Origin of the sequence: Corynebacterium sp. AOP36-E1-14, from assembly GCF_052377495.1 — a bacterium.
GTDB lineage: Bacteria > Actinomycetota > Actinomycetes > Mycobacteriales > Mycobacteriaceae > Corynebacterium.
Genome location: NZ_JBQSWV010000036.1, coordinates 1 through 23,189, shown reverse-complemented (window position 1 = coordinate 23,189; position 23,189 = coordinate 1). Strand labels below are relative to the sequence as shown.

Genomic DNA, 23,189 nt, shown 5'->3' with positions numbered 1-23,189 from the left:
CCGTAGCCCCGTTCGGGTATCGATTGGACAACTCTATTTGATAGATAGCGGCACTTCACGATCTAGAGTGCGTTGATCCGGTCCTGCAGTCCTCCCGAGTGGATCAGTGACCGCAAGATGTAGTGGTTGAGGTTCCTGAAGCCCAGCGCGATGCCGCGTAGGTGTCACAGCCGTCCGTTGATCGCCTCCACCGGCCCGTTGGACGCACCAAGGCCGAAGTAGGCCAGGATGTCACCGCGCCTGCGCCACAAGGTCCTGCCCAGCTGGGCCAGCTCCTCCAATCCCTTCGGCAGCCCTGTGCGCAGCGTGGTGATCACCGCGTCCATCAGCTTCCTACCCTTCGGCTTGTCCGGGTGGCCGTAGGCGGCGATGATCTGCTGGTAGAAGCTCCAGCTGACCTGCAACCCCACAAAGTCGTCATAAGTGGCCCACAACATCTCCAGATGGTGCTTCTGCCGGTCGGTGAGCAGCTTAGTGCGGGTCAGTAAGGCCCTGCGGTGCTTGTACAACGGGTCTTTCCTGCGGCCTCGTCGCCCGGTGGTCTCTCGTTGCAGGCGTTGCCGACACCCGGTGAGCTTTTCCGCAGCCAGGTGCACGACGTGGAACGGGTCCATGACCTTGCGTGCAGCAGGTAGGGCCTCATCCACGGCACTGGCATAGCCGGTGAACCCGTCCATCGTCACGACCTCGACGGTGTCCCGGAAACGCAGTTCACGCTGGGACAACCAGGTGCGCAGGACCTCCGCACTGCGCCCGGGCACCATGTCGATCAGCCGCGCTGGGCCTGTCCCGTCAACCACCGGGGTCAGATCCACCAGCACGGTGACCAGTGACGACGACTGCCCGGGGTAGCGGGTGTGTTTCCACACGTGCTCATCGACCCCGAGGATCCTGACCTGGTCCAGGTGAGTCGGATCAGCGTAGACAAGGTGGCGCACGGCATCGACGGCGACCTTGTCGACCAGTTCCCAGCCGATTCGAAGGGCTGTGGCGGTGGCAGACACGCTCATCTTGTCGACGGCGAGGCGTTGCAGAACCCAGCGGGTCACCCGGTGGGTCAACTTCACCCCGTCAGCGGCGCAGGGCAGTGATGGCTGGTAGATCCGACGGTCGCAGGAGGCGTTGGGGCAGGTGAACCGGGGTAGGCGCACGTGCAGGCGGGTGGGAAACCCCACGACCGGCAGATCCACCAAGCGGCGGGTGATGTGATCTCGTATGGTGCCGTTGGTGCCGCAGTTTGGGCAGGTGTCGTCCACTGCGACGGGTACGGCGTTGATGATGGTCACCGCGGCCGGCATCGGCGGCGTCAGTGATGCTCACCCCCAGTTCCGCGGTTCTGCAGATGGTGTCGGTGATCAGGTTGCCAGTAGGCTGCACGTCAAGGTCCTGGGATTGGTGAGGGCGGTCATGGCGAGGTGTCAGAGCTTCTCATCATGCACCCTGTCGACCCAGGACCCCTACATGTTGTGCCACCCCACAGCGCTACCCCTCAGCTGCTACACACTCCAGCTCGCGAAGAGCCATTAATCTTTGTCAGTTTGGAGTAGGAACCGGGGGAGAACGTCCTGCCCGGGTAGTGCGGCGGTGATGTCCGCGGCGGCGCGGCGGCAGCTCTCATTAAGTTCGGTGACGTCGGTCTCCGCGGGGATCCGCAACCGGATCTCGATGATGTCGGTGCCCCTGTCTTCACTTGCCCGATAGGCAGCAGATCGGACGTCGTCACGTTTCTCGAAGGTCTGTGCGACGGCGGAGGCGACATCGGCGGGCGATGTACGTATGGTGCCCGTCGGCGCGGAGCTCGGGGACGCACTACGTCCGAGGCGTTTGCGCTCGATGTTTATACCGATGAACAGAAGGCCGAGCAGACCGGTCACCGCCGCGGCGATGACGAGGATCGTCTCGTAGTTGTCGCGCGCGCTCAGGTCCGCCCAGAAGTCCCTGTTGACGTAGTCACCGATCCGTTCGGCCGGTGCAAGGTCGAGGCGGAGACCGATCATCCAGAAGGCGATGCCGCCGAAGACGAGGAAGAGCAGGAACGTCACGATGCGGTCGAATGAGGCTTTTCCGCGGTTCATCGTCCTTCACCTCCCGGGATAACCGTCACCTGGACGCTCGGGGCGGGTTCCAGGAGCGTGGAGAGTTCTGATACGTGCGTGGACACCCGTGTGCGGATCGTCTCGGCAGATTCCGGTGTGACCGCCGTGACGACCTTCACCGAGATTTTCTTACGCGTCGTCACCGTGTGGGCTGAGAGCACACCGGGGACTCGGCGGGCGGTGGCCGTGGAGAGCCGGGCGACATCGACGGGACGGGCGTAGAGTTCCGATCCGTCGCCGAAGGCAAGGTGGGTACGACGACGGGGGCGCAGAGAGACAAGGAGGAAGAGCACGGCGACGAGGGCACATCCGATGCCGGCCCACAGCATCCAGGATTCACTCTCTACGGTGGCGAACCAGCCGAAAACCGGGGGGAGCAGCTGACGTCCCGACACGGAGTCGTTGAGGATGAGCACGTCACGGATGATGACTGCTGTGAGACAGAGCAACACCAGACCCAGGAGAATTGTCCACCCGCGTGCCAGGGGAGAGGCTTTCGGCTGAGGAGCCCGTGGCTCGTCTCCGGGGTCCACGGACGTCGTGTTGTCGGACAGCCTCAGATCGGCGGCGAACCTGCCCGAGGGTTCCGGCCGGTAATGCTCCGGATGCTGTGCTGTTGTCATCGCGGACTCCTGTCGTGGTCGTCTCCGGGGGCGCGGTTGTCGTCCGTGCCGGTGGAACGCCAGCGACGGGACCTGTCGACCGTTACCGGAATACGGCGGTGGCTCCGGACGGTCGGGAAAATCGTCACCCCGAGTCCCTGTGGGGTAGGTACGGTGCGGGTCGGCAGACCGCGCGGGGTCGGGATGTCACGCAGCAACGGGCCCCTGGGGGTGGGCACATCGTAAAGGATACGGAGTCCGCGTGGCGGCGGTGGAGTCGTGACCGTCACGTGGTCGACGAGGACCGGCTCCAGGAGACGCCGCTGAGCGGTGCCATGTGGTGACCGTGGGTGCATCACCGGTACCGCCGAAGGGGTCACCGGGTGCGTCACCTCGGTCGGTCGGGGCGGCTGGACTGGCGTGGCATGGACCGGCGTCGGCGTCGGCGGATGCAGTACCGGTCGCGGCGTCGGGGCGTAGACGTGCCGCGCGGGTTCCGGCCGTCCCACGGTAACCGGCATGAGCTGGACTGACTCCACCGTCCGGGGATGGACCGGCTGCCGCGGTTCTGGCGTCGGAGGTACGGTGACTTCCGTGACCTGCCGGGCGACGGTGAGGGAGGACGCCTTCAGGGGCGTGGCCGAGACGCGGGTGTACTCCGGGGTCCGGGGTGCCGCCTCCAGGTCGGTGACGGTGACCGTCTCCTCTGCCTCAGGGACAACGGCTGCGACATCGACGTTGACTGCCAGCACCGGCACACCGGTCGAGTGCTCGATCCACTCGCCGACAGTCTCCCTGGTGACCTGGGCCACCGCAACGGTGGGGGCAGGCCAGGCGGTGGCGATCTGGATGTCGGCGACGGCAGCACTACCGCCGGGGTCCATCTCTACGCTCACCCGGGGCAACCGGCGGCCCGTGAGCTGGCCGATGCCTGAGGAATGCCGGATGACCCCAGGCACCGAAAGCGCCGCCCGCGTGGCGATCTTCTCCAGGACCTTCAGGTCGATGGAGATGTGTGTACGCTGTCGCCGGTAGGCCTCGCTGCGGGGAAGCTCGTCAACCGCGCCATTGCCGTCGAGGACGTCGTCGAGGGCTGTGGTCTTTTCGGCATCTGCTGCACTGTCGGAAGGTGAGGGGGACACGGGGAATCAGCCCCGTCCCCGACCGCTGCTGTTGAAGGCGCGGCGAAGGTCGATGACCCCTTCCACGTGAGCACCGACGGCCCCGCCGACCCCGCAGAGGACCAGCACAACGAGGAAACCGACCACGCCGTCCCAGAGGGCACCGATTGCCAGGAGGAATCCCAGCAGCACACCGATGATTGTCGCGTACTTCATCATGACCTCACTATCGAAACTATCGGTAGGGCTAGTCGTCTGTACCGCTGTCCGCACGCTGCGGGCGTATTACGGAAGACCTGGCGGGAGAGCTACTGGACGCGGGCAGACTGCTGGGGTTCATCGTCCTCGTCGTCCTCATCGTCCTCAGGAAGATGGACGTCGTGCACAACGACGTTGACCTCTGTAACCTCTAGCCCGGTCATCTCCTCGACCGACAGGATGATATTGCGACGGATGGCCTCGGCCAGCTCGTGGATCGCCACGCCGTACTCGGCGACGATGGAAATATCGACAGCAGCCTGACGCTCGCCGACCTCTACTGAGATGCCCTGCTGGACATTCACCCGGCCGCCGGGAATACGCTCGCGCAGAGCGCCGATGGCCCGGGAAGCACCGCCACCAAGGTCATGGACACCGGAGACCTCGCGTGCGGCCATGCCAGCGATCTTGGATACAACAACGTCAGCGACCGATGTCCGCCCCTGATCGGTGAACAGCTCAGAGTCGGCAGCGTTGTTGTCCCGGACGGCCGGAGTGTTCGCGGCATTGGCGTTGGATGTGGAGTCGTTGTTTGACATAGCGATTCTCTCACTTATCTGGTTGTTGACAACGTCCTTGCGATGGCCAGGAGAAGAGTCCTTCTCCTGGCAAAGCTACTATTTTCGTCGGGTCACGAGCCCGACGATCCACAGTAGGATCACCGCACCGATGAGGCACGTGATGAAGCTGAAGATGATGCCGCCACCGGCAACATCCACACCGAACAGCGTGAGCAGCCAGCCTCCGAGGAAGCCGCCGATCACGCCAACGACGATGTTGAGGATGATGCCCATCGAGGCATCAGTCTTCATGATCTTTGAACCGATCCAGCCAGCGAGGCCGCCGACGATGATCCAGCCGATGAACCCCAGTGGCGGGGCGGACTCGGCAGCGAGGATTAGAGTGTTCGAAACCACGTGAGGTCCTTTCTTGCGGTTGAAGTCGCCGCGGGTTCAGCGCTTCTTGCGCCGGATGGCGATGAGACCGGATAGCGCGAAACCGAAGATAGCTCCACCGATCGCGGCTACGACGAGTCCTACGGACAGAGGGAAAGCGAACTCCCAGCCGAGGAAGCCGATGTCGACCTGATCGGTGTTTTGCCCGATCAGGATGACCAGGGCGATGGCCACGATGACGACGATTGCTGTAGTGACGACAAGTCCGACAGACGAGCGTCGCCGTGTCGCGGCCTGGGCGGTGCTACTTGTTTCCGTCATCGAAGCCCTCCGTGTTGGTTAATTTCCGGTGATCTTGTTGATGCCTTCGGAGATCTTGTCCTTGACATTCTCGGCAGCGTCTTTGACGCTGGACTTGGCCTGGTCGGCTTTGCCCTCACCCTTGAGCTTGTCGTTGTCGGTCACGTCGCCGGCGGCCTCCTTGGCCTTTCCGGTGGCATCTTCGGCAGCGTTCTTGATCTTGTCATCGAGACCCATGGTGTTGACCTTTCATGTCGGAGTACATTTCACCTGCGACTATACACTGTCTTGGTACGCCAAGGCACGAACAAGGACCATGACATAAGTTATAGATACGGCTTTGTGGCCCTACCCTCGTTGAGTGGACACCCGATTTAGCGGGACATTGTCCCGCACAAGGAGGATGTCACCATGACCAACAAGACCCCCACCCCCGGCGGCGGGAAGCGACCCCGGCGAACCTTCAGCCCCGAGTACAAACACGAAGCCGCCCGCCTGGTCATTGACACTGGCCGTAGCATTACCGAAGTCGCCCGCGAACTCGGCGTCGGGGCACGAACCCTCGGCAAATGGGTCGCCACCGAACGCGCCGAACAGGATGGTGAACCAGCCGGGCAGTTGAACCTTGATGAACGCGCCGAGCTCAAAGCCCTGCGCCGGCAGGTCGCTGAGCTGCACAAAGACAACGAGTTTTTGGGAAAAGCAGCTGCCTTCTTCGCAGCCAAGCAACCACCGGTGAACGGTACGAACTAATGGTGCAGGAGAAGGCGACATTCGAGGTCACGCGCATGGCCCGGCTACTGGGAGTATCCCGGTCCGGGTTCTACGCCTGGACTGCCCGACAGCTCGGCCAGCCTGGTCCGCGGCGTCGGGCCCGTGAGGCACTCGATGTGCGGGTCAGGGAGGTGTTCACCGCCTCAGACGAGGTCTACGGTGCTCCCCGGGTTCATGCCCAGCTGGCCTGCGAGGGCGTTGTCGTTGATCGTAAGACCGTGGCCAGGTCCATGACCCGGCAGGGACTGGAGGGGATCAGCCCGAAGAAGTTCACCCCGGTGACCACCATCAGCGCCACCGACCCCTACACGATCCCAGACCTGGTCACACGCGGCTGGGACGCCGGCGAGCTCAACCGGGTGTGGATATCGGATATCACCTACCTGCGCACCGGTGAGGGATGGTTGTATCTCGCCGCAGTCACCGACGGGCACTCGCGTCGGATCCTGGGCTGGGCGATGGACTCGCATATGGGATCGTTCCTGGTGGAAAAAGCCCTTCGTATGGCGCATACGCTGCGCAGCGAGGTTCCTGATGATGTGGTGTTCCACGCTGACCGAGGTACGGAGTTCACCAGTGACGACATGTTCAACGTATGCCGTGATCTGGCGGTTCTTCAGTCAGTGGGCCGCACCGGGGTGTGGCTTAAGACAATGCGATGGCCGAAAGTGTGTGGGCGACGTTGAAAACCGAGTTCTACCACCGTTACACCTGGCCTACCCGGGCTGAGGCTCGTCAGGCGATCGCCCGGTGGATTGAGGTGGTGTAGAACCGTCGGCGTCTGCACTCCGCGCTTGACTACGCCTCGCCGGTGGAGTTCGAAACGAATCTGTTCAACAAACCTGCAGCCCAGGGCACTGAGGCAGCTTAGTCACCTGTCCACAATTTGCGGGTAAGGCCAGTTCCTCATCCACCGTAGTTCATGGGCATAGCGGTATACCGCCTCGCGGCGAACCCCTGTGAAACCCGATTACAGGGCGGCATCCCAGATCTTGACACGGTTGTTGTTCCGGCCAGCCAGTGGGGTGGGAAGGATGCTGGTCCACGACCCAAAGTTCAGACTCGCCACCAGGTCGTAATGCGTCGGAGGAGGGCCGGCAGATGATGCGGCACCCGGTCGGCGTGCGTCGTAGTTGCCCAGTGCTTTCTTCTCCCAACACTGTGCGTATAGATCCCCGATTCGCCTTGGTTTCCACGTCTGAGGAACATCAGGTCGGAACTGGTGTTTTAGCACTGTTGGACCTGGGTGAACTATCCAGTCCTCCCGACCGGTGACGGCGGTGTTCCAGGCCCGAAGACGTGTGTCGATCGTGTCTCGAAGCAGCACTTCGGCCAGGCCAGTCAGCTCGGTGACCGCGCTGGCTGCCTGGATATTCCACAGGTAGAGTTGCGCCGCATCGACGACGCCGCCTGAGGCCTGCTTGTAGGTCTGGAACCGGGCGGCGGTGATGGCCTGCTCGATCTGCCTGGCGGCACGGTATGTCAGCCTGGGCACTGGGTACTTGCCTTTCGTTCAGGGGCGGGCTAGTATGTCAAGCATATAGTAGGACAGTACCCGAAGTTACAGGAACTGGCCCTGAGGGCGTGCCCTCAGGGCCGGTTCCTTTTTGTCTTGGTCAGCGATCCACCGCAGAGAACCATTCTGCTGTGCGCCCGGGGCGATAGTCGCCGCACCTACCTCCGGTGAGTCGCCTGCTTCGTTTTGCAGGCTTCTACCATGGGTGCTGTTGCAAAGTGGTGCGGGCAGTGGCCGGTAGCTGATCGAAATAGGAATCCCCGACCCTGTATCCCTGGCCCCTCAGGCCTCCGCAGGGGCCTGAGGGGCCAGGGCCATGGAGGATCCCGGCCCCGAACAGCTTTTTGGCACCACCGTCCCTACCTTGCAATAGCACCCCTGATCGCAACATTACCCTACGTATAATAGCCGACATAGAAAGAAAGTCGTGCGATAATAATCGGTAGTTTTCCGGGACGATATAGGAGAAATATCGCCCTCATCAGAATGACCAGTCGGTCTCCTCTGTTGCCTCGGTACGCCCGATCACGTAGGCGGAGCCTGAGCCACTGAAGAAGTCGTGGGTCTCGGCGGATTCGGGTGACAGTGCGGCGAGGATCTCCGGTTCGACTCCTGCGGATTCCTTGTCGTACTGCGGGGCGTATCCGAGGTTCATCAGGGCCTTGTCTGCGTTGTAGTGGACGAAGGCATCGACCCCGGAGTACCTGAGCCTGTTGCCGGGCTCGTCGGTGACGAGTTGATAGAGGTCCTCGGAGTACTCGCGCTCCAGGGCGAGGAGCTCCGCGGTGAGATTCAGGGTGAAGTCCTCCATTTCTCCAGCGCGCTCAGGGTGTGCCTCCAGGCCCTGCTGGTACTTGTATCCGGAGTAGTAGCCATGCACGGCCTTGTCGCGCAGGATCAGACGGATCATGTCCGCCGTGTTCATCATCACCCCTCGGCTGGAGTACCACAGAGGCAGGTAGAACCCTGCGTAGAGCAGTAGGGACGACAGCAGGGTCGCCGCGACCTTGCGTTTCAGAGGATCGTCTGACCGGTAGTGGGCCATGACGCCGGTGGCACGGCGTTGAAGTACCGTATTGTCCACGGACCAGGTGTAGGCGTCCTGAATCTCGGCTGAGCTGCACATGGTGCTGAATACCGAACTGTAACTACGGGCGTGAACCGCCTGCATAAAGGCGATGTTGGCGTAGACGGCCTGCTCGTGTTCGGTGCGGGCGTCGGGAATCTGGCTGATCTCGCCGACGGTCGCCTGGACGGTGTCGAGGAGGGTCAGCCCGGTGAACACCCGCGTGGTCAGCGTCCGCTGCCGGTCGGTGAGGCTCCACCAGTTGCTGAGGTCATTCGACAGCGGGACCTTCTCCGGCAGCCAGAAATTGCTCGTCAGCCGCTGCCAGATCTCCAGGTCCTTGGAGTCCTGGATCCGGTTCCAGTTCACCGGACGGAGGGGCACATCCGACCCGTTCTGCCACTGCGGGGGAGTCTGGGAATGGTCGATGTAGGTCATGGATTCTCCTTTATGGCTGGGGTAGTGGTCGGGGGCCGGCACAGAGTCGGTCCCACTGGCGCAGGAGGCCGTCGCGGACGGTGTCCACGTCGCGCCGGGTGCCGAGAAGCTCGAAGCGGTAGAGCTCCGGTACTTCACACTTCCTTGCAATGATCGGCCCTGCGGCGCAGTAGGCGGCACCGAAGTTCGTGTTCCCGGCGGTGATGACGCCGCGGATCCACTGCCTGTTCTCCGGCTCATTGAGGAAGTGGATTACCTGGCGAGGGACGGTTCTTTCTGCGGCGCCGCCACCGTAGGTCGGGGTTACCAGAACAAATGGTTGGCGGACCGCGAGTGGGGGCTCACCGCGTCGCAGGGGTATCCGGACTGATGGGAGACCGACTTTGCTGATGAACCGGCGCGTGTTTTCTGACACTGAAGAGAAGTACACGAGCAGCGGACCGTGCCGTGAGTCGAAGTTCAATGGCATGAACTTAACTGTACCATGTAATGAACACCGTGCTACGATCGCCGACGTGACCTTGTCCCCACTACCGAAGGAGAACTGATGTCCCACGAGACAAAGATCACGGAACCCATGAAAAGCATGCTCGGAACCCAGCTGCCGATCCTTGCGACGGTTAGTGACCCGACAACCCCGAATATCGGCCCGAAACGGTCGCTCCGTGTCTACGACGACCACACCCTGATCTACAACGAGAACACCGGTGGCCAGCACCTCGAGAATATTGAGGCAGGGTCACGCGTCGCCGTGGCTGTGATCGACCGTGAGGCGCTCGACGGCTACCGCTTCCTCGGCCGTGCCGAAGCGGTCACTGACGGCCCGGCGTGGGAGAACTGCCTGGAGTTCGCTGCCGCCAACGGAATGAAGGAACCGAAGCGTGCCGTCCTGATCCACCTGGACATGATCTTCTCCCTGGCATCCGGGAAGAAGGCAGGAACGGTGATCACCGACGAGACCCCGGGGTCCTCGGAATGACGGCGACGGCCGCAGGATTCCGGACGCTGTTCCGGAGCGTTCCGCAAGGCGTATGGATCGTCACGACCAGGGACGAGGCCGGCCGGCCGGCCGGTACGACGGTGTCGTCGTTGACGTCGGTGTCCTCGGATCCGCCGACAGTCGCTTTCTCTCTCCGGGAGAGTGCGTCGGTGCTGCCGCAGTTTCTTGCCGCGGAGCAGGTCCTCGTCCACGCGATGTCGACCGAGGGAGTCGAGGCTGCACGGACATGCGCTGAACACGGTGTGGACCGGTTTGCGCAGGTCGAGTGGCAGACCGGTCTCGGGGGGCTTCCCCAGGTCGACGGTGTGTACGGGTGCCTGCTCACTCGGGTGGCCAGGACCATCCCCGTTGCAGGAAGTGCCTTGTTCATCTGCCCGGTACAGGCCACCTGGATCCCGGGTTCCGCCGGGCCTCCGGCACTCTACCTAGATCGGTCTTTCGACTGGGAGATTGCAAAATTAACCCCGTCAGCAACGGAGGGGCTATGACCACCGATCTCGGGAAGACCGTCGCAGAGCCGGTCCAGCAGGCCGATCAGCTGGACTACCACCAGCTCAATGCGCTGCTCAATCTGTACGATGCCGACGGTCAGATCCAGTTCGACAAGGACCGTGAGGCCGCCAACCAGTACTTCCTGCAGCACGTCAACCAGAACACCGTCTACTTCCACGACCTGGAAGAGAAGATCGGCTACCTGGTCGACAACAAGTACTACGACCCGGAGGTGCTCGGCAAGTACGAGTTCGCCGACATCAAGGCGCTGTTCAAACGCGCCTACGCCCACAAGTTCCGTTTCAAGACGTTCCTCGGTGCCTTCAAGTACTACACGTCCTACACGCTGAAGACCTTCGACGGACGACGCTACCTCGAGCGTTACGAGGACCGCGTATGCATGGTCGCGCTGGGTCTGGCCGACGGTGACATCACACTGGCCGGCCATCTTGTCGACGAGATCATCGGCGGCCGATTCCAGCCGGCCACGCCGACCTTTTTGAATATCGGCAAGGCACAGCGGGGCGAGCCGGTGTCCTGCTTCCTGTTGCGCATCGAGGACAACATGGAGTCCATCGGCCGTTCCATCAACTCCGCGCTGCAGTTGTCGAAGCGTGGCGGTGGTGTGGCGCTGTTGCTGAGTAACCTGCGTGAGACCGGGGCTCCGATCAAGCACATCGAGAACCAGTCGTCCGGTGTGATCCCGGTGATGAAGCTGCTGGAGGACTCCTTCTCCTACGCCAACCAGCTCGGTGCACGTCAGGGGGCCGGTGCGGTGTATTTGAACGCCCACCACCCGGACATCATGAAGTTTCTCGACACCAAGCGCGAGAACGCCGACGAGAAGATCCGGATCAAGACGTTGTCGTTGGGTGTCGTCATCCCGGACATCACCTTCGAACTGGCCAAGCGTAACGACGACATGTACCTGTTCTCCCCGTACGACGTCGAGCGCATCTACGGGCGCCCCTTCGCCGACATCTCCGTGACCGAGCATTACGAGGAGATGATCGAGGATCCGCGGATCCGCAAGAGGAAGATCAACGCCCGCCAGTTCTTCCAGACCCTCGCCGAGATCCAGTTTGAGTCCGGTTACCCGTACATCATGTTCGAGGACACGGTGAACAGGGCGAACCCGATCGAGGGGCGTATCACGCATTCCAACCTGTGCTCGGAGATCCTCCAGGTCGCCACCCCCAGCGAGTTCAACGATGACCTTACCTACTCTCAGGTCGGTGAGGACATCTCCTGCAACCTGGGGTCGTTGAACATCGCCGCTGCGGTGGATTCCGAGGACTTCTCCCGGACCATCGCGACGGCCATCCGTGGTCTCACCGCGGTGTCGGACCAGACCGCCATCGACTCGGTGCCGTCGATCCGGGAGGGCAACGACGGGTCGCACGCGATCGGACTGGGGCAGATGAACCTGCACGGGTTCCTCGGACGCGAGCACATCCACTACGGGTCGGACGAGGGGTTGGACTTCACCAACGTCTACTTCGCTGCGGTGATGTACGAATGCCTCAAGGCGTCCAACGCCATCGCCCGCGAGCGTGGCACGACGTTCCGGAACTTCGCCAACTCCGACTACGCCTCCGGGGTATTCTTCGACGCCTACGACCCCGCCGCCTTCCAGCCGCGCACCGAGAAGGTCGCGGCCATCATCGAGAACTCCTCGATCCACGTCCCCACCAACGAGGACTGGGCCGAACTGAAGGCGGCGGTGATGGCTGACGGGTTGTACAACCGGAACCTGCAGGCAGTCCCGCCGACGGGATCGATCTCCTACATCAACAACTCCACGTCGTCGATTCACCCGATCGCGTCGAAGATCGAGATCCGCAAGGAAGGCAAGATCGGTCGCGTCTACTACCCGGCGCCGCATATGGACAACGACAACCTCGAGTACTTCGAGGATGCCTACGAGATCGGCTACGAGAAGATCATCGACACCTATGCGGTGGCGACGAAGTACGTGGACCAGGGGCTGTCGTTGACGCTGTTCTTCAAGGACTCGGTCACCACGCGTGACATCAACAAGGCGCAGATCTACGCCTGGCGCAAGGGCATCAAGACGTTGTACTACATCCGGCTGCGCCAGACGGCCATGGCGGGAACCGAGGTCGAAGGCTGCGTGAGCTGCATGCTCTAGCCACTACGGCCCGGACGGTCATGCCGGCCGGTGTGACACGGACGCCCTGGGTCGGATCTGAACTTCAGATCCGACCCAGGGTTTCCGTGTCAGGTGGGCCAGCAGGTGACGGGGGGGGGGAGACTACTCGCCGTCGCGGCCGCCGAGCTTGGCGTCGATGCGCAGCAGCCCGGAGCCGTCGTTGCCGACGGTCTTGATCCAGTCGATGATGTCGTTGACGGAGGACTCCTCCTCGATCTGCTCAGCGAGGAAGAAGTTGATCAGCTGGCGGGAATCGATGTCACCGGTCTCGTCCGCGGTGCGGGCGAGGTTGCGGATCATCTCGGAGACCTTCTGCTCGTGGGCCAGTGCGGCCTCGAAGGCGTCCAGCGGGGTGGCGACCTTCAGCGACGGCAGCTCGATGTCGGTGAGGTCGACGCGGGCCTCACGGTCGAGCAGGTGCGCGGCGAACTTCGCGGCGTGGTCGCGCTCCTCGTCGGCCTGTGCGCGGAACCAGTCGCGCATGCCGAGGAATGAGAGCCGGTCCATCTCGTAGGACAGCTGGGTGTAGATGAGGGCCGCCTGGTGCTCGGCGACGACCTGCTTGTTGACGGCTTCCTGGAACTTCTCGTTGATGCTCATGACTGAAACGGTACTGATCGGTTTAACCTTTCTCTAGCCAGTTCAGGCTAACCAACCAGTTATATGTGCAGGTGAAAAGGCATGTCTGCCCTAACTGCGGCTTGCCTCCGCTACCTTTCCTGTGACGGCAAAGGTGCAGGTGGCTGCCGTGTCAGCGGCAGCGGTGCCGGGTACGGTGACGGTCTGGGCGCCCAACGCCTGGAAGATACTGTCGACCAACGCCTCGGGGTCTTTCTTGGTGTCGTTGCGGGCCCAGGTCAGCACCCATTTTCTGCCCATTTTCTTCAGCTTGGTGGGGCCGGCGTAGTGGATCAGCAGGTCCAGCACGAACGCTCGTTGGATGATCTCACCGGCGAAAACTCGCTCCAGGGACGTGTAGATCTGCACCAGGATGCTGCGAAGCCGGTTGATGGTGCGGGTGCAGTCCCGGGCGATGCCGTCATCGAGTCCGGACAGCATCTTGAGCGCTGAAAGCACCTCAGCGTTGCGGTCAACCGCACGCAGAGTATGTGGCATGGTTCGAGCGGTGTTGGCGATGACGAACGCGTCCCGCGGATCTGTTTTCGCCTGTCCGGGGTACAGGTCGGCAGCCTTACGCATAGCAAGACCGGGCAGGTAGGCCACGCCACAGTCAGTGGCACGGGCCACCGTGATCGGCAGGGCGCCGATGGTGTTGGGATGGTCGACGATCAGCAGGACTGTGCCGTGGGCCTTGAGTTCGTCGAATACGGTGCGCAGGCTGGTTTCGTCCCGGGGTAGAGCCCTGTCGTAGATCTTGGTCCCGCTGCTGATCAGGGTGCAGCCGTGGTGGGCGGTTTTGCCGACGTCGAGTCCGAGGTGAGAGGTCGTAGGTGGTGTCTTCCATGATCATCCCCTCCTTGGGGGGTGTCCCTATCTAGATTGTCAACCCCTGCGCCGCGTTCTCCTCGACCTGATGCCCCGGCCTTCAGTGGTCTGTCTTCGAACATAGTGGCGTAGACGTCGGGCCCGGCTGTTGCCGGTACTGCGACGCCTGTGGGACGGACAGCAAGGGCTCAGTTCAGCGATCCGATCTAGGCTGCGGCAGCCTCCACGGTGGTCCGTGGTGGCAGTTCTCGGAAGTACTCACCGCGGGTCAGCATCACGTACAGGACGTTGCACCGCCGTCTGGCAAGACACATCACCGCAGCGTTGTGTCGCTTACCTTCGGCACGTTTCTTGGTGTAGTACGACCGGGATGCATCGTGGCAATTCGATGCGATCCAGGCCGATCTGAACAGTGCGTTTTTCAGCCGTCTGTTGCCTGATCGGGCGGGAAACTCCCCACGGATTGATGTGCCGGACCGCCTGGTCACCGGGGCGATGCCGGCGTACGCCGCCAGGTGAGCGGCATCGGGGAAGTCGGAACAGTCGCCGACGGATAGAAGGATGTTGGCGGCGGTCTTGATGCCCACACCCGGCATCGACATCAAGACCTCGGCAAGAGGGAAGTCATCAAGCATCTCCTCGACCTGGCCGGCAATCGAGTCCCGCTGGGCTTTCAGTGCCTTGATGTTGGTCGCCAACATCGGGATCGCGATCTCTGCGGCCGCGGTGCCCGGTACGGTGACCGTTTGTGCTGCCAGGGCCTGGAAGAGTGCGTCGATCAGGGCTTCGGGGTCTTTCTTGGCCCGTGTGCGGGACCAGGTCAGTACCCGTTTCTTGCCCGAGCGCTTCAGCTTCGTCGGCCCGGCGTAGTGGATCAGCAGGTCCAGGACGAACGCTCGTTGGATAATCTCGCCAGCGAAAACCCGCTCCAAGCTGGGGTAGATCTGCACCAGGATGCTGCGCAGCCGGTTGATCGTACGGGTGCAGTCACGGGCGATGTCCTCGTCCAGTCCGGACAGCATCTTGAGCGCTGAAAGCACCTCAGCGTTGCGGTCAACCGCACGCAGAGTATGTGGCATGGTTCGAGCGGTATTGGCGATGACGAACGCGTCCCGGGGGTCAGTCTTGGCCTGTCCGGGGTACAGGTCGGCAGCCTTACGCATCACCAGACCGGGCAGGTAGGCCACGCCACAGTCAGTGGCACGGGCCACCGTGATCGGCAGGGCACCGATGGTGTTGGGCTGGTCCACGATCAGCAGGACTGTGCCGTGGGCTGCGAGTTCGTCGAAGATGGTGCGCAGGCTGGCTTCGTCCTGGGGTAAGGCCTGGTCGTAGACCTTGGTGCCATCGGCGGTGAGGGCGCAGCCGTGGTGGGCGGCTTTGCCGACGTCGAGTCCGAGGTAGACGTCGTAGGTGGTGGTGTCTTCCATGATGGTCCCCTCCTTGAAGTAGGGAGGTTGGTATGTTGTTGTGGTGGAAGATCACTGTGGTGGTCGGACACTTGGTGCGGGCACCCACGTCTACATTGAGACTTCACCAGTTCAGCGCGGTGAGCCGCGTCCCTATTAGCCGTCAGCGTGTGTCCTGGTACCTCGGCGGCAACACCCCCCGGATCATGTAGAACAACAGGGCGAATCAGCCATACCGAGGCCAGTGACCTGCCCCCGAGCTTACGGGGACACCATCAAGGTAACGGGCATGCTTCTCCCTCGCCATCAAGACTTTGCGACAGCACCTGTCCGAGGCTTCCGTGACCGAGTTCGATGCTGAACCGACGACGGCGGGTGTAGCGCGCCCGTCCGTCACCGCAAGATTGCTGGCGCAACCCTAAAACCAGAAGAGTTGGATCTGTAAAACTATATAATGAAAAAGAAAAAGTAAGTTTGATTCCAGAAAACGGGTTAGCTTTAAATTATCCTGAGATGTCAGCTAGTTAATATATTCGGCAATATTAGTAAAGCGGTTTGGGTAGTGATGTTACTATAGGGAGGAAGGGGCGGACGCCTAGTAAAGGTGGTTATTCTCTATATGATAAATGCAAATAATTATTAAAAGTTGAATCATCAGTATGCTTTACAAACAAATTTGGGTCAACTATTGCGTCGGGGGTGCCTCGCGATAATCACAGTGCGCTGTTTCCTGGTTCCTGGAAGAACTGGGGCTGACAATAGGTCATCGAGGGCTCCCTCACCTCGAGAATCGAGGTGCTCGAACGGCTCATCAAGTAACAGTATCGGTGCGTCGGTGAGTAGCATCCGAGCAATGAGTAGACGACGCCGCTGCCCGCCGGAAAGACTCTCAGCTCCGGTGGTGAGGATTGTTGATAGACCATAAGGAAGTGAGGCCGCCCAACTGCCCAGGCCAACGGCTCCTAGTATGTCGTACATTTGCTCATCCGTGGCGGCGGGGGCTCCGACTGCGAGATTGTCGCGAACCGTAGTTGCAAAGACGCGGGCATCTTCGGGGAGGTAGGAAATGGTGCGGTGCACTGCGCCGCTGTCCGAGGTGACGAGGTCGTGAAGATCCCTGTCACCCAATTGCACCTCACCAGCGCGTGGGGGAATGAGACCGGCCAATGTCAGCAGCAGGGTGGTTTTCCCGGAACCGGAGGCTCCGGTGAAACTGCGAAAAGACCCGAACGGTACCTCGAGGTTCAGCGTGCCTAGATCACTGTCATGACCGTAGACCATATCGACTGCACGCAACCCAGGTTCTGGGCCAACAGCGGCCACTAAACTCTCGCTGTCTGCTCCGTGTGCTTCGCAGGGGTCTGTGTGGAGCATGTCGGCGAGTCGGCGAGCCGCGCCCGACGCACGGGACATCGCCAGGGCTGCCTCGGGGAGCTGGGCGGTCGCCTCGAAAGCAGCAAGGCTCAACAGAACCAAGACTCCGAGCCACTGCGGGGAATGCACCGGCGTTCCCCCGGCGGCGTATCCGAGTACACCCACGAGCAAGACTCCCACGGCCGTCGCAGACGATGCCAATACTGACAGTGCGGTACCGTACGCCCTCGAGGGTGCTCCTGCTTCGACTGCCTGAGAAAGCTCGTGCGCGGCGTGCCTGGCGTCCCGGAGGACAGGACCTAACTGGCCACGGATGCGCAGTGAGACGGCATCGGTGAGGATCCGGTCTACAGCAGACGCGAACTGCACGGACTGCCGGGCTCGCACGGTCTCTGCGACCTCCACCGAACGGTGGACGGCCCAGGGGGCGAAGACCCCCGCCACGAGGAGTCCCACGGCCAGTACCACTGCAGCCGGAACCGACAGGAGAGCTGTGAAGACGACGGAGAGGGCCCCAGTGAGCAGGGATACAAGAGCAGGTACTACCACCCGGACAACCACATCAGCAACCGAGTCGATATCCGCGGTGAGCCGCGTCGTCACCTCACCGCGTCCTAGCGACGCAGTGGATGCAGGTCGCGCAGTTGCCAGCATCCTGTATGCGTTGACCCGTCCTGTCGAAGCACAATGGAGTGCAAGCCTGTGGGTGACGAGGCGGTCCACATACCGGAAAACTGCTCGTGAAATACCGAGTGCCCTGACTGCCGTCACCGCGACAGTAAGATCCAGAATGGGTGGCATCTCCCACGCCCGGGTGATCAGCCAAGCTGACACGACAGTGAGAGTGAGCGCCGACAGCAGCATCGCTGTTCCAGCGAGCACCGGCACGACCAGATCACGCCACCGGAGACCCGCCAGCGGTAGAAGGGGCGTAAGCGCGCGCATGCTTGACACTACTGGACCTCAATCCGGCGGTCAGCGGCCGCGATGACGAGAGGATCGTGTGACGCCACTACGATCGTTGCCCCGGAAGCGGCCAGGTCCTGTAAGCGGACGATCATGGCGGTCGCATTTTCTTCGTCGAGGTGCGCAGTGGGTTCGTCCAGGACGAGCAGCCGGCCGCAGAACCGCTCGGGGTGCAGCCCCACTGAGGTGTCCAGGGTGTCCAGTCTCCCCAATTCCTCATCAAGAGCCTGGCGTTGGCGCTGGCCCAGGGACCGACCTGACACATCACCGACGGTAGCGGGGTCGAGAACCGGTCGCTGGGGCAGGTAGGAGGTTCGCTTCCACAGCGACTCCCGTGAACAGATGACGCCGTCGACTGTGGCAACTGCCTCACCGTCTATGCCCTCGGTGACGATGCCGAGCAAGGCCAGGAGCGTCGTCGTTTTGCCCGCACCGTTCGCCCCGGTAAGCGCGGTAATTTCGCCGGCAAAAGCGGTACCAGTGACCTTATGCGGCCTCAAACCGTCGCGGGTCTCCGCAGACAGCCCGGAGAAACCGACCCTTACCGGACGGGTCGTGTCCTCGGTGACGTCGAACCCGGTTAGAGTTGCGGGCTGTTTCTCGCATTCTGCATTGTCGAGGAGAACAAGGATCCTGTCGACGGCGACGAAACCGTCGCGTGCGTCGTGGAACCGGGCACCGACCTGTCGCACCGGATTGTAGACCTCAGGAATGATAATCAGCACCGTCAGCCCTGCGACCAGTGTCAATGAGCCATCGAGGAGACGGAACCCGATACCGACCGCGACCAGTGCGATGGACAGTGTCGCAAGGAATTCGAGGACCATTCCGGACAGAAAGGCGATGCATAGGACCGAGAACGTCGAGCGTAGGTGTTCTGCGGAAAGCCTATCGACCTCAGCCACGGGGGTGTCGAGACGTCCGAGCGCTTTCAACGTGGGCAAACCTGCGACGAGGTCCAGCATCTGGTCGGTAAGCACCCCCAAGTCTGCCAGCTTCTTCTCGGTACGGCCCGCGGTAAGCGTGCCCACCAACCACATGAATACCGGGATCAGGGGCAGAGTAATGACAGCGATCAGCGCCGATTCGGTGTCAAACCACCAGACGACCACCAGCGTCACCGGGACGGTCACAGCAGTGGAGACGAGTGCGGGAAGGTAGCCGGTGAGGTAGGGGCCGAGTCCTTCGACCCCCTCTGTGAGGAGCGTGCGCCACACCTTCCGGTCGACTCCGCGGGGATCAGCGACCGCGAGAACTTCCAGTGCCCGTATACGCAGGTCTTCTATGGCCTTGGCGGCGGCACGGTGGCTGTACCGTCTTTCCACCCAGCCCAGGAACACCTGTGCTGTGACGAGCACGGCAAGGAGGACTAGTGGTAGACGATGGCTGGACAATCCGCCTGGGGGCCCGGTGATTGTGTCAGCAACCACCGTACCGATGAGCACTCCCGTGACCACGGTGCACAACGTGCGTAGAACTGTCAGCACGGACAGGAGAATGATCCACCGACGCGTCGGGGCCGACAGTCGGAGCAGACGGGGGTCCACCGGCCCCCGGCTGGCGTCATCGTCTGATTCAGGAGGCGCTGACCTGGTCATAGTGCCACGTTCTCTGATGATTTGGCGTCGATAGGTTCGGCCACGATACGTCTACGGAACACCCAGTACGTCCACCCCTGGTACAGGAGGATTAGAGGCACGATGAACAGCGAGGCCCACGTCATGACCGTTAGTGTGTAATGAGACGACGAGGCGTTGCGGATATCCAGGCCGGTGCCGTCGGGGAGCGTGGTCGGCATCAACCACGGGTACAACGAACCGAACAGGAGGATAACCACAGCAAGTACTGAGACCGCTGTAGCCGTGAACGCCGTCGCGTCACGGTGGCGGACCATGGTGGCGACGGCGCCCGTGACACCGACCAGAGCTGCGACCGTCACCGACCACGTCCACGGTTTCCCGTGGGATAACTGTGTCCACAGAACGAAGGCAGTACCGGTGACCGCTGCGACCACTCCCACCGGCAGGACCAGGTGACCGGCACGGTCGCGGAGCGCCCCGGTCGTCTTCAGGCGGATGAAGCTCAGCCCGTGCAACAGGAAAAGGCAGGTGAAGGCAGTAGCGCCGAGGAGAGCGTAGGGATTGAGCAGACCGACCAGAGTGGGGAGTCCGCTCGACATCTGCTGGTTCGTATCCACCGGAACGCCCTTGACAAGGTTGGCGAAGGCCACTCCCCACAGGATCGGTGGCAGCCAGGACGAGACAGCTACTGTGAAATCACACCACCGCCGCCACCGCAGTGTGTCGACCTTTCCCCGCCATTCGAGTGCGACAGCCCGGAAAATCAGCGCGACCAGGATGAGGAACAGCGGGAGATAGAAGCCGGAGAACATCGTCGCGTACCACGCCGGGAACGCGGCGAACAGCGCCCCTCCCGCAGTGATGAGCCAGACTTCGTTACCGTCCCACACCGGACCGATGGTGCGTACGACGCCTGTGCGCATGGCATCGCTGTTCCTGCCGACCACCGGGAGCAGCATCCCGACACCGAAATCAAAACCTTCCAGAACGAAATACCCGGCGAACAGGACTGCGATGAGAATGAACCAGAGAACGGGAAGATCAAGGGCAGACATGGTCACTCCTTATTTCTTGCGCGGGTGCCGACCCGGCTGAAACGCACTGGCGACTGGCCGCCGTCGTTGTCGGACAGCCCGAAACTCGCTCCGACGGTTGCTGCAGGCCCCGGGCCGTCATCGGCAGGCGGCCCATCCTGTTCTGGAGGGCCGGCCAGGACGACTCGACGGATGAGCCAGAACCAGATGATCGCGAGAAAGAGATAGATCAGCGTGAAACCGACGAGTGTGACGATCACTGTCCACGACGCGTGGTCAGAGACACCCATGTCGACGGTCATGCGGATCAGTTCGGTTCGGGCATCGCCGACACTGTCCGGATTCGGGTGGATCACCCACGGCTGGCGTCCCATCTCGGTGAAGATCCAACCGGCGGAGTTGGCCAGGAATGGTGTGGGTATGGCAGCCAGGCACACCCAGCTGAATACCGTGGCCCCGCGCCCTGTGGGGGTCCTTCCTTTACGGGTGAACCACCAGCTTGCGGCGAGGAGGACACCGGACCCCGCCATCAGTCCTATCATCAACCGGAAAGCCCAGTAGGTGACGAAGAGATTCGGTGAGTAGTTTCCTGCTCCGTAGAGCAGCTCGGATTCGTGCTGGAGGTCTTGGACCCCCTCCAGCGTCACTCCGGAGAACCTCCCTTCGGCGAGGAACGGCAGGACCCAGGGCAGTTCGAGCAGGTGGTGGACAGAGTCACAGTTGTTGTGGGTGCCGATGGTGAGAACAGAGAACATCGGATCAGCTTCGGTGTGACAGAGTGACTCCGCGGAAGCCATCTTCATGGGTTGTTGCCGGAACATCAGCTTGGCCTGGGAATCGCCGGTGAGGAAAAGTGCCACCGCTGAGAGCAGGGTCGTCCACCAGGCGAAGCGGTGTGCCGGCCGGTGCATGTCGTGCCGCCTGACATCGGGGGCAGAGGCCCCGGGGGCGGCTTCCGGTATCTGCCCCGACGCCTGCAGGGCCCGACGGGCCCGGTGGTCACGTACCATCCACCAACCGGTGATGCCCAGGACGAATGTTCCGGCGGTGAGGAAAGAACCGGCGACGGCGTGCGGGAATGCCGCAAGAGCCGTCGGGTTCGTCAGGAGCGCGACAACGTCGGTCAGCTCGGCGCGTCCGGTCTCGTGGTTGTACTCTGCCCCGACGGGGTGCTGCATGAAAGAGTTCGCCACGATGATGAAGTAGGCGGAGAGGTTCACCGCAACGGCGACGACCCAAATGGAAGCAGTGTGCATCCACCCTGGTATCCGTCCCCACCCGAAGATCCATAGTCCCAGGAAGGTGGATTCCAGAAAGAAGGCGGCAAGGCCTTCAAGTGCTAACGGTCCGCCGAAGACATCGCCTATCATGCGTGAGTACTCAGACCAGTTCATCCCGAACTGGAACTCCTGCACAATGCCGGTGGCCACCCCCATGGCAAAGTTGACCAGAAGGACCGTGCCAAAGAACCGGGTGGCACGGTACCAGGCGGGTTCTCTGGTGACCTGCCAGAACGTTTGCATCACCGCGACCATCGGGGCCAGACCGATCGTCAGCGGAACGAAAATAAAGTGGTAGACAGTGGTAATGCCGAACTGTCACCGCGAGATGTCGACGACATCCATTTACCTGCCTCCGGAGTGCTTATTCATGTCTCTGACGTAGATAACCAGTCAGTACGGTATCCACTTGCCTAATTAGAAGTCGTCACCAGCAGGGAATAAGTTCCCAAGTGCGATCGGGAGCGCGTTTATCATTGGCGGGGAAATTTATTAGGTTCTCTATTTCAAGAAGCGAACGCGTGATTTTAGCTAAGCTTTATTGCGGCCGGTGGATACTGTTTATTTATCTAGGTTACGACAACTTGACTTATGCGCTCACTCTATAATAGAAAGCAAGTTTTTATTATATTATTTCCATAATTACCTACCGAAAATAAAGTGATATATTTTTTCTGTGCACCTGTGTCTGTGGCGTCAAACATGGCGTCCCGTGGGTGAGTCAGGGTTCGTCGCGAGTACCGGTTCCAAGTGGGCGAGCACGGGCATGCCGGCGCAGAGACGTCGGTCGCCCGTCGGTTTATTTGCTCAGCATACGGTGGTCGGCACCGTCGCGCAGCGAGAAAGCGACGGTGATGTTGTGCGCCTGAGAGTGCTGGCGATGCCGGCTTGATAGCACCGTCGAGAGGGGCGGTGGTCACCTTCGTTTTTGCGGCGGTGTTCTGCCCGTCGGAGCAGGACGTCGTGACCGCGGCGGTGCTGAGGACACCGAGAGCACCGAGCCCGCCGAGGAAACCGCGGCGGGTCAGGCCCCGCGACGCTGGTCCCCTGCGGGGAGACCGATCGTTCTGACCTGGTTGGTTAGTGCCCGGCATGACCCGAATCATCTGAGCCGTGCATCTGATCCATCCCGTCCATCTCACCCATATCGTCCATACCGTCCATGCCTTCAGTACCGTAGTCCTCGTGGGCGGACTGTTGCACACGCACCGGGATGTCTGCCAGTTCGTAGTCGTTGCCGTCCTCGTCGGTCAGCGTGAGGGTGAGGGCATCACCGGCGGCGATCTCATCGTGGTTCTCCATGATCATGATGTGATGACCGCCCGGACTCATCGACACACTGCCGTTGGCCGGGACCACCAGACCGTC

Annotated in this window: 21 protein-coding genes and 3 pseudogenes; 4 read left to right on the top strand and 20 right to left on the bottom strand. The window is 61.8% G+C overall.

Going from position 1 to position 23,189, the window contains the following annotated elements:
• Positions 1-62 precede the first annotated feature (62 nt).
• From ACT3TD_RS13335 to ACT3TD_RS13295, 9 genes and pseudogenes are all read right to left on the bottom strand, one after another.
• Positions 63-1,377: pseudogene (locus ACT3TD_RS13335) on the bottom strand (ISL3 family transposase).
• Positions 1,378-1,523: 146 nt separating this feature from the next.
• Entirely contained in the window at positions 1,524-2,075 is a 552-nt protein-coding gene (locus ACT3TD_RS13330) for a hypothetical protein (protein WP_441579902.1), read from the bottom strand.
• The gene (locus tag ACT3TD_RS13325; RefSeq protein WP_444615214.1) at positions 2,072-2,512 is read right to left on the bottom strand and encodes a DUF6286 domain-containing protein; all 441 of its coding nucleotides are present in this window, start codon (positions 2,510-2,512) and stop codon (positions 2,072-2,074) included. Before ACT3TD_RS13325 ends, ACT3TD_RS13330 begins: the two co-directional genes overlap by 4 nt.
• Before the next feature lie 203 nt (positions 2,513-2,715).
• On the bottom strand, positions 2,716-3,840 hold the full coding sequence (locus tag ACT3TD_RS13320; protein WP_441579900.1) for an Asp23/Gls24 family envelope stress response protein: 1,125 nt from the start codon (positions 3,838-3,840) through the stop codon (positions 2,716-2,718).
• Positions 3,841-3,846: 6 nt separating this feature from the next.
• A complete protein-coding gene (locus ACT3TD_RS13315; protein ID WP_441579899.1) occupies positions 3,847-4,035 on the bottom strand; it encodes a hypothetical protein in 189 nt (62 codons plus the stop codon).
• A 92-nt stretch (positions 4,036-4,127) separates the two neighbouring features.
• The gene (locus tag ACT3TD_RS13310; RefSeq protein ID WP_441579898.1) at positions 4,128-4,616 is read right to left on the bottom strand and encodes an Asp23/Gls24 family envelope stress response protein; all 489 of its coding nucleotides are present in this window, start codon (positions 4,614-4,616) and stop codon (positions 4,128-4,130) included.
• A gap of 78 nt (positions 4,617-4,694) precedes the next feature.
• Positions 4,695-4,994, bottom strand: a complete 300-nt coding sequence (locus tag ACT3TD_RS13305; RefSeq protein ID WP_441579897.1) for a GlsB/YeaQ/YmgE family stress response membrane protein — start codon at positions 4,992-4,994, stop codon at positions 4,695-4,697.
• 36 nt (positions 4,995-5,030) lie between these two features.
• A complete protein-coding gene (locus ACT3TD_RS13300; protein WP_441579896.1) occupies positions 5,031-5,207 on the bottom strand; it encodes a lipopolysaccharide assembly protein LapA domain-containing protein in 177 nt (58 codons plus the stop codon).
• 105 nt (positions 5,208-5,312) lie between these two features.
• The gene (locus ACT3TD_RS13295) at positions 5,313-5,510 is read right to left on the bottom strand and encodes a CsbD family protein (protein WP_441579895.1); all 198 of its coding nucleotides are present in this window, start codon (positions 5,508-5,510) and stop codon (positions 5,313-5,315) included.
• 174 nt (positions 5,511-5,684) lie between these two features.
• Here ACT3TD_RS13295 and ACT3TD_RS13290 point away from each other — a divergent pair.
• Positions 5,685-6,918: pseudogene (locus ACT3TD_RS13290) on the top strand (IS3 family transposase).
• A 99-nt stretch (positions 6,919-7,017) separates the two neighbouring features.
• Here ACT3TD_RS13290 and ACT3TD_RS13285 read toward each other — a convergent pair.
• From ACT3TD_RS13285 to nrdI, 3 genes are all read right to left on the bottom strand, one after another.
• Positions 7,018-7,542 carry a hypothetical protein gene (locus tag ACT3TD_RS13285; RefSeq protein ID WP_444615211.1) on the bottom strand — a complete coding sequence of 175 codons (525 nt, stop codon included), beginning with the start codon at positions 7,540-7,542 and terminating at the stop codon, positions 7,018-7,020.
• 502 nt (positions 7,543-8,044) lie between these two features.
• On the bottom strand, positions 8,045-9,067 hold the full coding sequence (gene nrdF, locus ACT3TD_RS13280) for a class 1b ribonucleoside-diphosphate reductase subunit beta (protein WP_444615209.1): 1,023 nt from the start codon (positions 9,065-9,067) through the stop codon (positions 8,045-8,047).
• A gap of 10 nt (positions 9,068-9,077) precedes the next feature.
• On the bottom strand, positions 9,078-9,536 hold the full coding sequence (nrdI, locus tag ACT3TD_RS13275; protein ID WP_301443687.1) for a class Ib ribonucleoside-diphosphate reductase assembly flavoprotein NrdI: 459 nt from the start codon (positions 9,534-9,536) through the stop codon (positions 9,078-9,080).
• Positions 9,537-9,614: 78 nt separating this feature from the next.
• Between nrdI and ACT3TD_RS13270 the strand changes: the two genes are divergently transcribed.
• From ACT3TD_RS13270 to nrdE, 3 genes are read left to right on the top strand one after another with little or no spacing between them, the layout of a single operon-like run.
• Positions 9,615-10,046 carry a pyridoxamine 5'-phosphate oxidase family protein gene (locus ACT3TD_RS13270; RefSeq protein WP_444615208.1) on the top strand — a complete coding sequence of 144 codons (432 nt, stop codon included), beginning with the start codon at positions 9,615-9,617 and terminating at the stop codon, positions 10,044-10,046.
• Positions 10,043-10,555 carry a flavin reductase family protein gene (locus tag ACT3TD_RS13265; RefSeq protein WP_301443688.1) on the top strand — a complete coding sequence of 171 codons (513 nt, stop codon included), beginning with the start codon at positions 10,043-10,045 and terminating at the stop codon, positions 10,553-10,555. The genes ACT3TD_RS13270 and ACT3TD_RS13265 overlap by 4 nt, the downstream gene beginning before the upstream one ends.
• Positions 10,552-12,711, top strand: coding sequence for a class 1b ribonucleoside-diphosphate reductase subunit alpha (gene nrdE, locus ACT3TD_RS13260; RefSeq protein ID WP_301443689.1), 2,160 nt, complete (start codon positions 10,552-10,554; stop codon positions 12,709-12,711). Before ACT3TD_RS13265 ends, nrdE begins: the two co-directional genes overlap by 4 nt.
• Before the next feature lie 123 nt (positions 12,712-12,834).
• Here nrdE and ACT3TD_RS13255 read toward each other — a convergent pair whose 3' ends face one another.
• From ACT3TD_RS13255 to ACT3TD_RS13220, 8 genes and pseudogenes are all read right to left on the bottom strand, one after another.
• Positions 12,835-13,332, bottom strand: a complete 498-nt coding sequence (locus ACT3TD_RS13255) for a ferritin (protein WP_444615183.1) — start codon at positions 13,330-13,332, stop codon at positions 12,835-12,837.
• Positions 13,333-13,482: 150 nt separating this feature from the next.
• Positions 13,483-14,197, bottom strand: a pseudogene (locus tag ACT3TD_RS13250) (IS110 family transposase); the annotation flags it as partial.
• A 187-nt stretch (positions 14,198-14,384) separates the two neighbouring features.
• Positions 14,385-15,608: an IS110 family transposase gene (locus ACT3TD_RS13245; protein ID WP_444615184.1), complete on the bottom strand. Its 1,224-nt coding sequence runs from the start codon at positions 15,606-15,608 to the stop codon at positions 14,385-14,387.
• A 660-nt stretch (positions 15,609-16,268) separates the two neighbouring features.
• Positions 16,269-17,906, bottom strand: a complete 1,638-nt coding sequence (gene cydC, locus ACT3TD_RS13240) for a thiol reductant ABC exporter subunit CydC (RefSeq protein WP_444615185.1) — start codon at positions 17,904-17,906, stop codon at positions 16,269-16,271.
• An 8-nt stretch (positions 17,907-17,914) separates the two neighbouring features.
• Positions 17,915-19,525, bottom strand: coding sequence for an ABC transporter ATP-binding protein/permease (locus ACT3TD_RS13235; protein ID WP_444615186.1), 1,611 nt, complete (start codon positions 19,523-19,525; stop codon positions 17,915-17,917).
• A complete protein-coding gene (cydB, locus tag ACT3TD_RS13230; protein WP_444615187.1) occupies positions 19,522-20,562 on the bottom strand; it encodes a cytochrome d ubiquinol oxidase subunit II in 1,041 nt (346 codons plus the stop codon). The genes ACT3TD_RS13235 and cydB overlap by 4 nt, the downstream gene beginning before the upstream one ends.
• Positions 20,563-20,564: 2 nt before the next feature.
• Positions 20,565-22,130, bottom strand: a complete 1,566-nt coding sequence (locus ACT3TD_RS13225; RefSeq protein ID WP_444638020.1) for a cytochrome ubiquinol oxidase subunit I — start codon at positions 22,128-22,130, stop codon at positions 20,565-20,567.
• Positions 22,131-22,901: 771 nt separating this feature from the next.
• The coding region (locus ACT3TD_RS13220; RefSeq protein WP_444638019.1) for a copper chaperone PCu(A)C at positions 22,902-23,189 on the bottom strand (288 nt) is incomplete at its 5' end.

Coding starts and splice junctions, on each gene's coding strand:
- ACT3TD_RS13330 (WP_441579902.1), bottom strand. CDS start 2,075: ATGAACCGCGGAAAAGCCTCATTCGACCGCATCGTGACGTTCCTGCTC.
- ACT3TD_RS13315 (WP_441579899.1), bottom strand. CDS start 4,035: ATGAAGTACGCGACAATCATCGGTGTGCTGCTGGGATTCCTCCTGGCA.
- ACT3TD_RS13310 (WP_441579898.1), bottom strand. CDS start 4,616: ATGTCAAACAACGACTCCACATCCAACGCCAATGCCGCGAACACTCCG.
- ACT3TD_RS13295 (WP_441579895.1), bottom strand. CDS start 5,510: ATGGGTCTCGATGACAAGATCAAGAACGCTGCCGAAGATGCCACCGGA.
- nrdF (WP_444615209.1), bottom strand. CDS start 9,067: ATGACCTACATCGACCATTCCCAGACTCCCCCGCAGTGGCAGAACGGG.
- nrdI (WP_301443687.1), bottom strand. CDS start 9,536: ATGCCATTGAACTTCGACTCACGGCACGGTCCGCTGCTCGTGTACTTC.
- ACT3TD_RS13270 (WP_444615208.1), top strand. CDS start 9,615: ATGTCCCACGAGACAAAGATCACGGAACCCATGAAAAGCATGCTCGGA.
- ACT3TD_RS13265 (WP_301443688.1), top strand. CDS start 10,043: ATGACGGCGACGGCCGCAGGATTCCGGACGCTGTTCCGGAGCGTTCCG.
- nrdE (WP_301443689.1), top strand. CDS start 10,552: ATGACCACCGATCTCGGGAAGACCGTCGCAGAGCCGGTCCAGCAGGCC.
- ACT3TD_RS13255 (WP_444615183.1), bottom strand. CDS start 13,332: ATGAGCATCAACGAGAAGTTCCAGGAAGCCGTCAACAAGCAGGTCGTC.
- ACT3TD_RS13245 (WP_444615184.1), bottom strand. CDS start 15,608: ATGGAAGACACCACCACCTACGACGTCTACCTCGGACTCGACGTCGGC.
- cydC (WP_444615185.1), bottom strand. CDS start 17,906: ATGCGCGCGCTTACGCCCCTTCTACCGCTGGCGGGTCTCCGGTGGCGT.
- ACT3TD_RS13235 (WP_444615186.1), bottom strand. CDS start 19,525: ATGACCAGGTCAGCGCCTCCTGAATCAGACGATGACGCCAGCCGGGGG.
- cydB (WP_444615187.1), bottom strand. CDS start 20,562: ATGTCTGCCCTTGATCTTCCCGTTCTCTGGTTCATTCTCATCGCAGTC.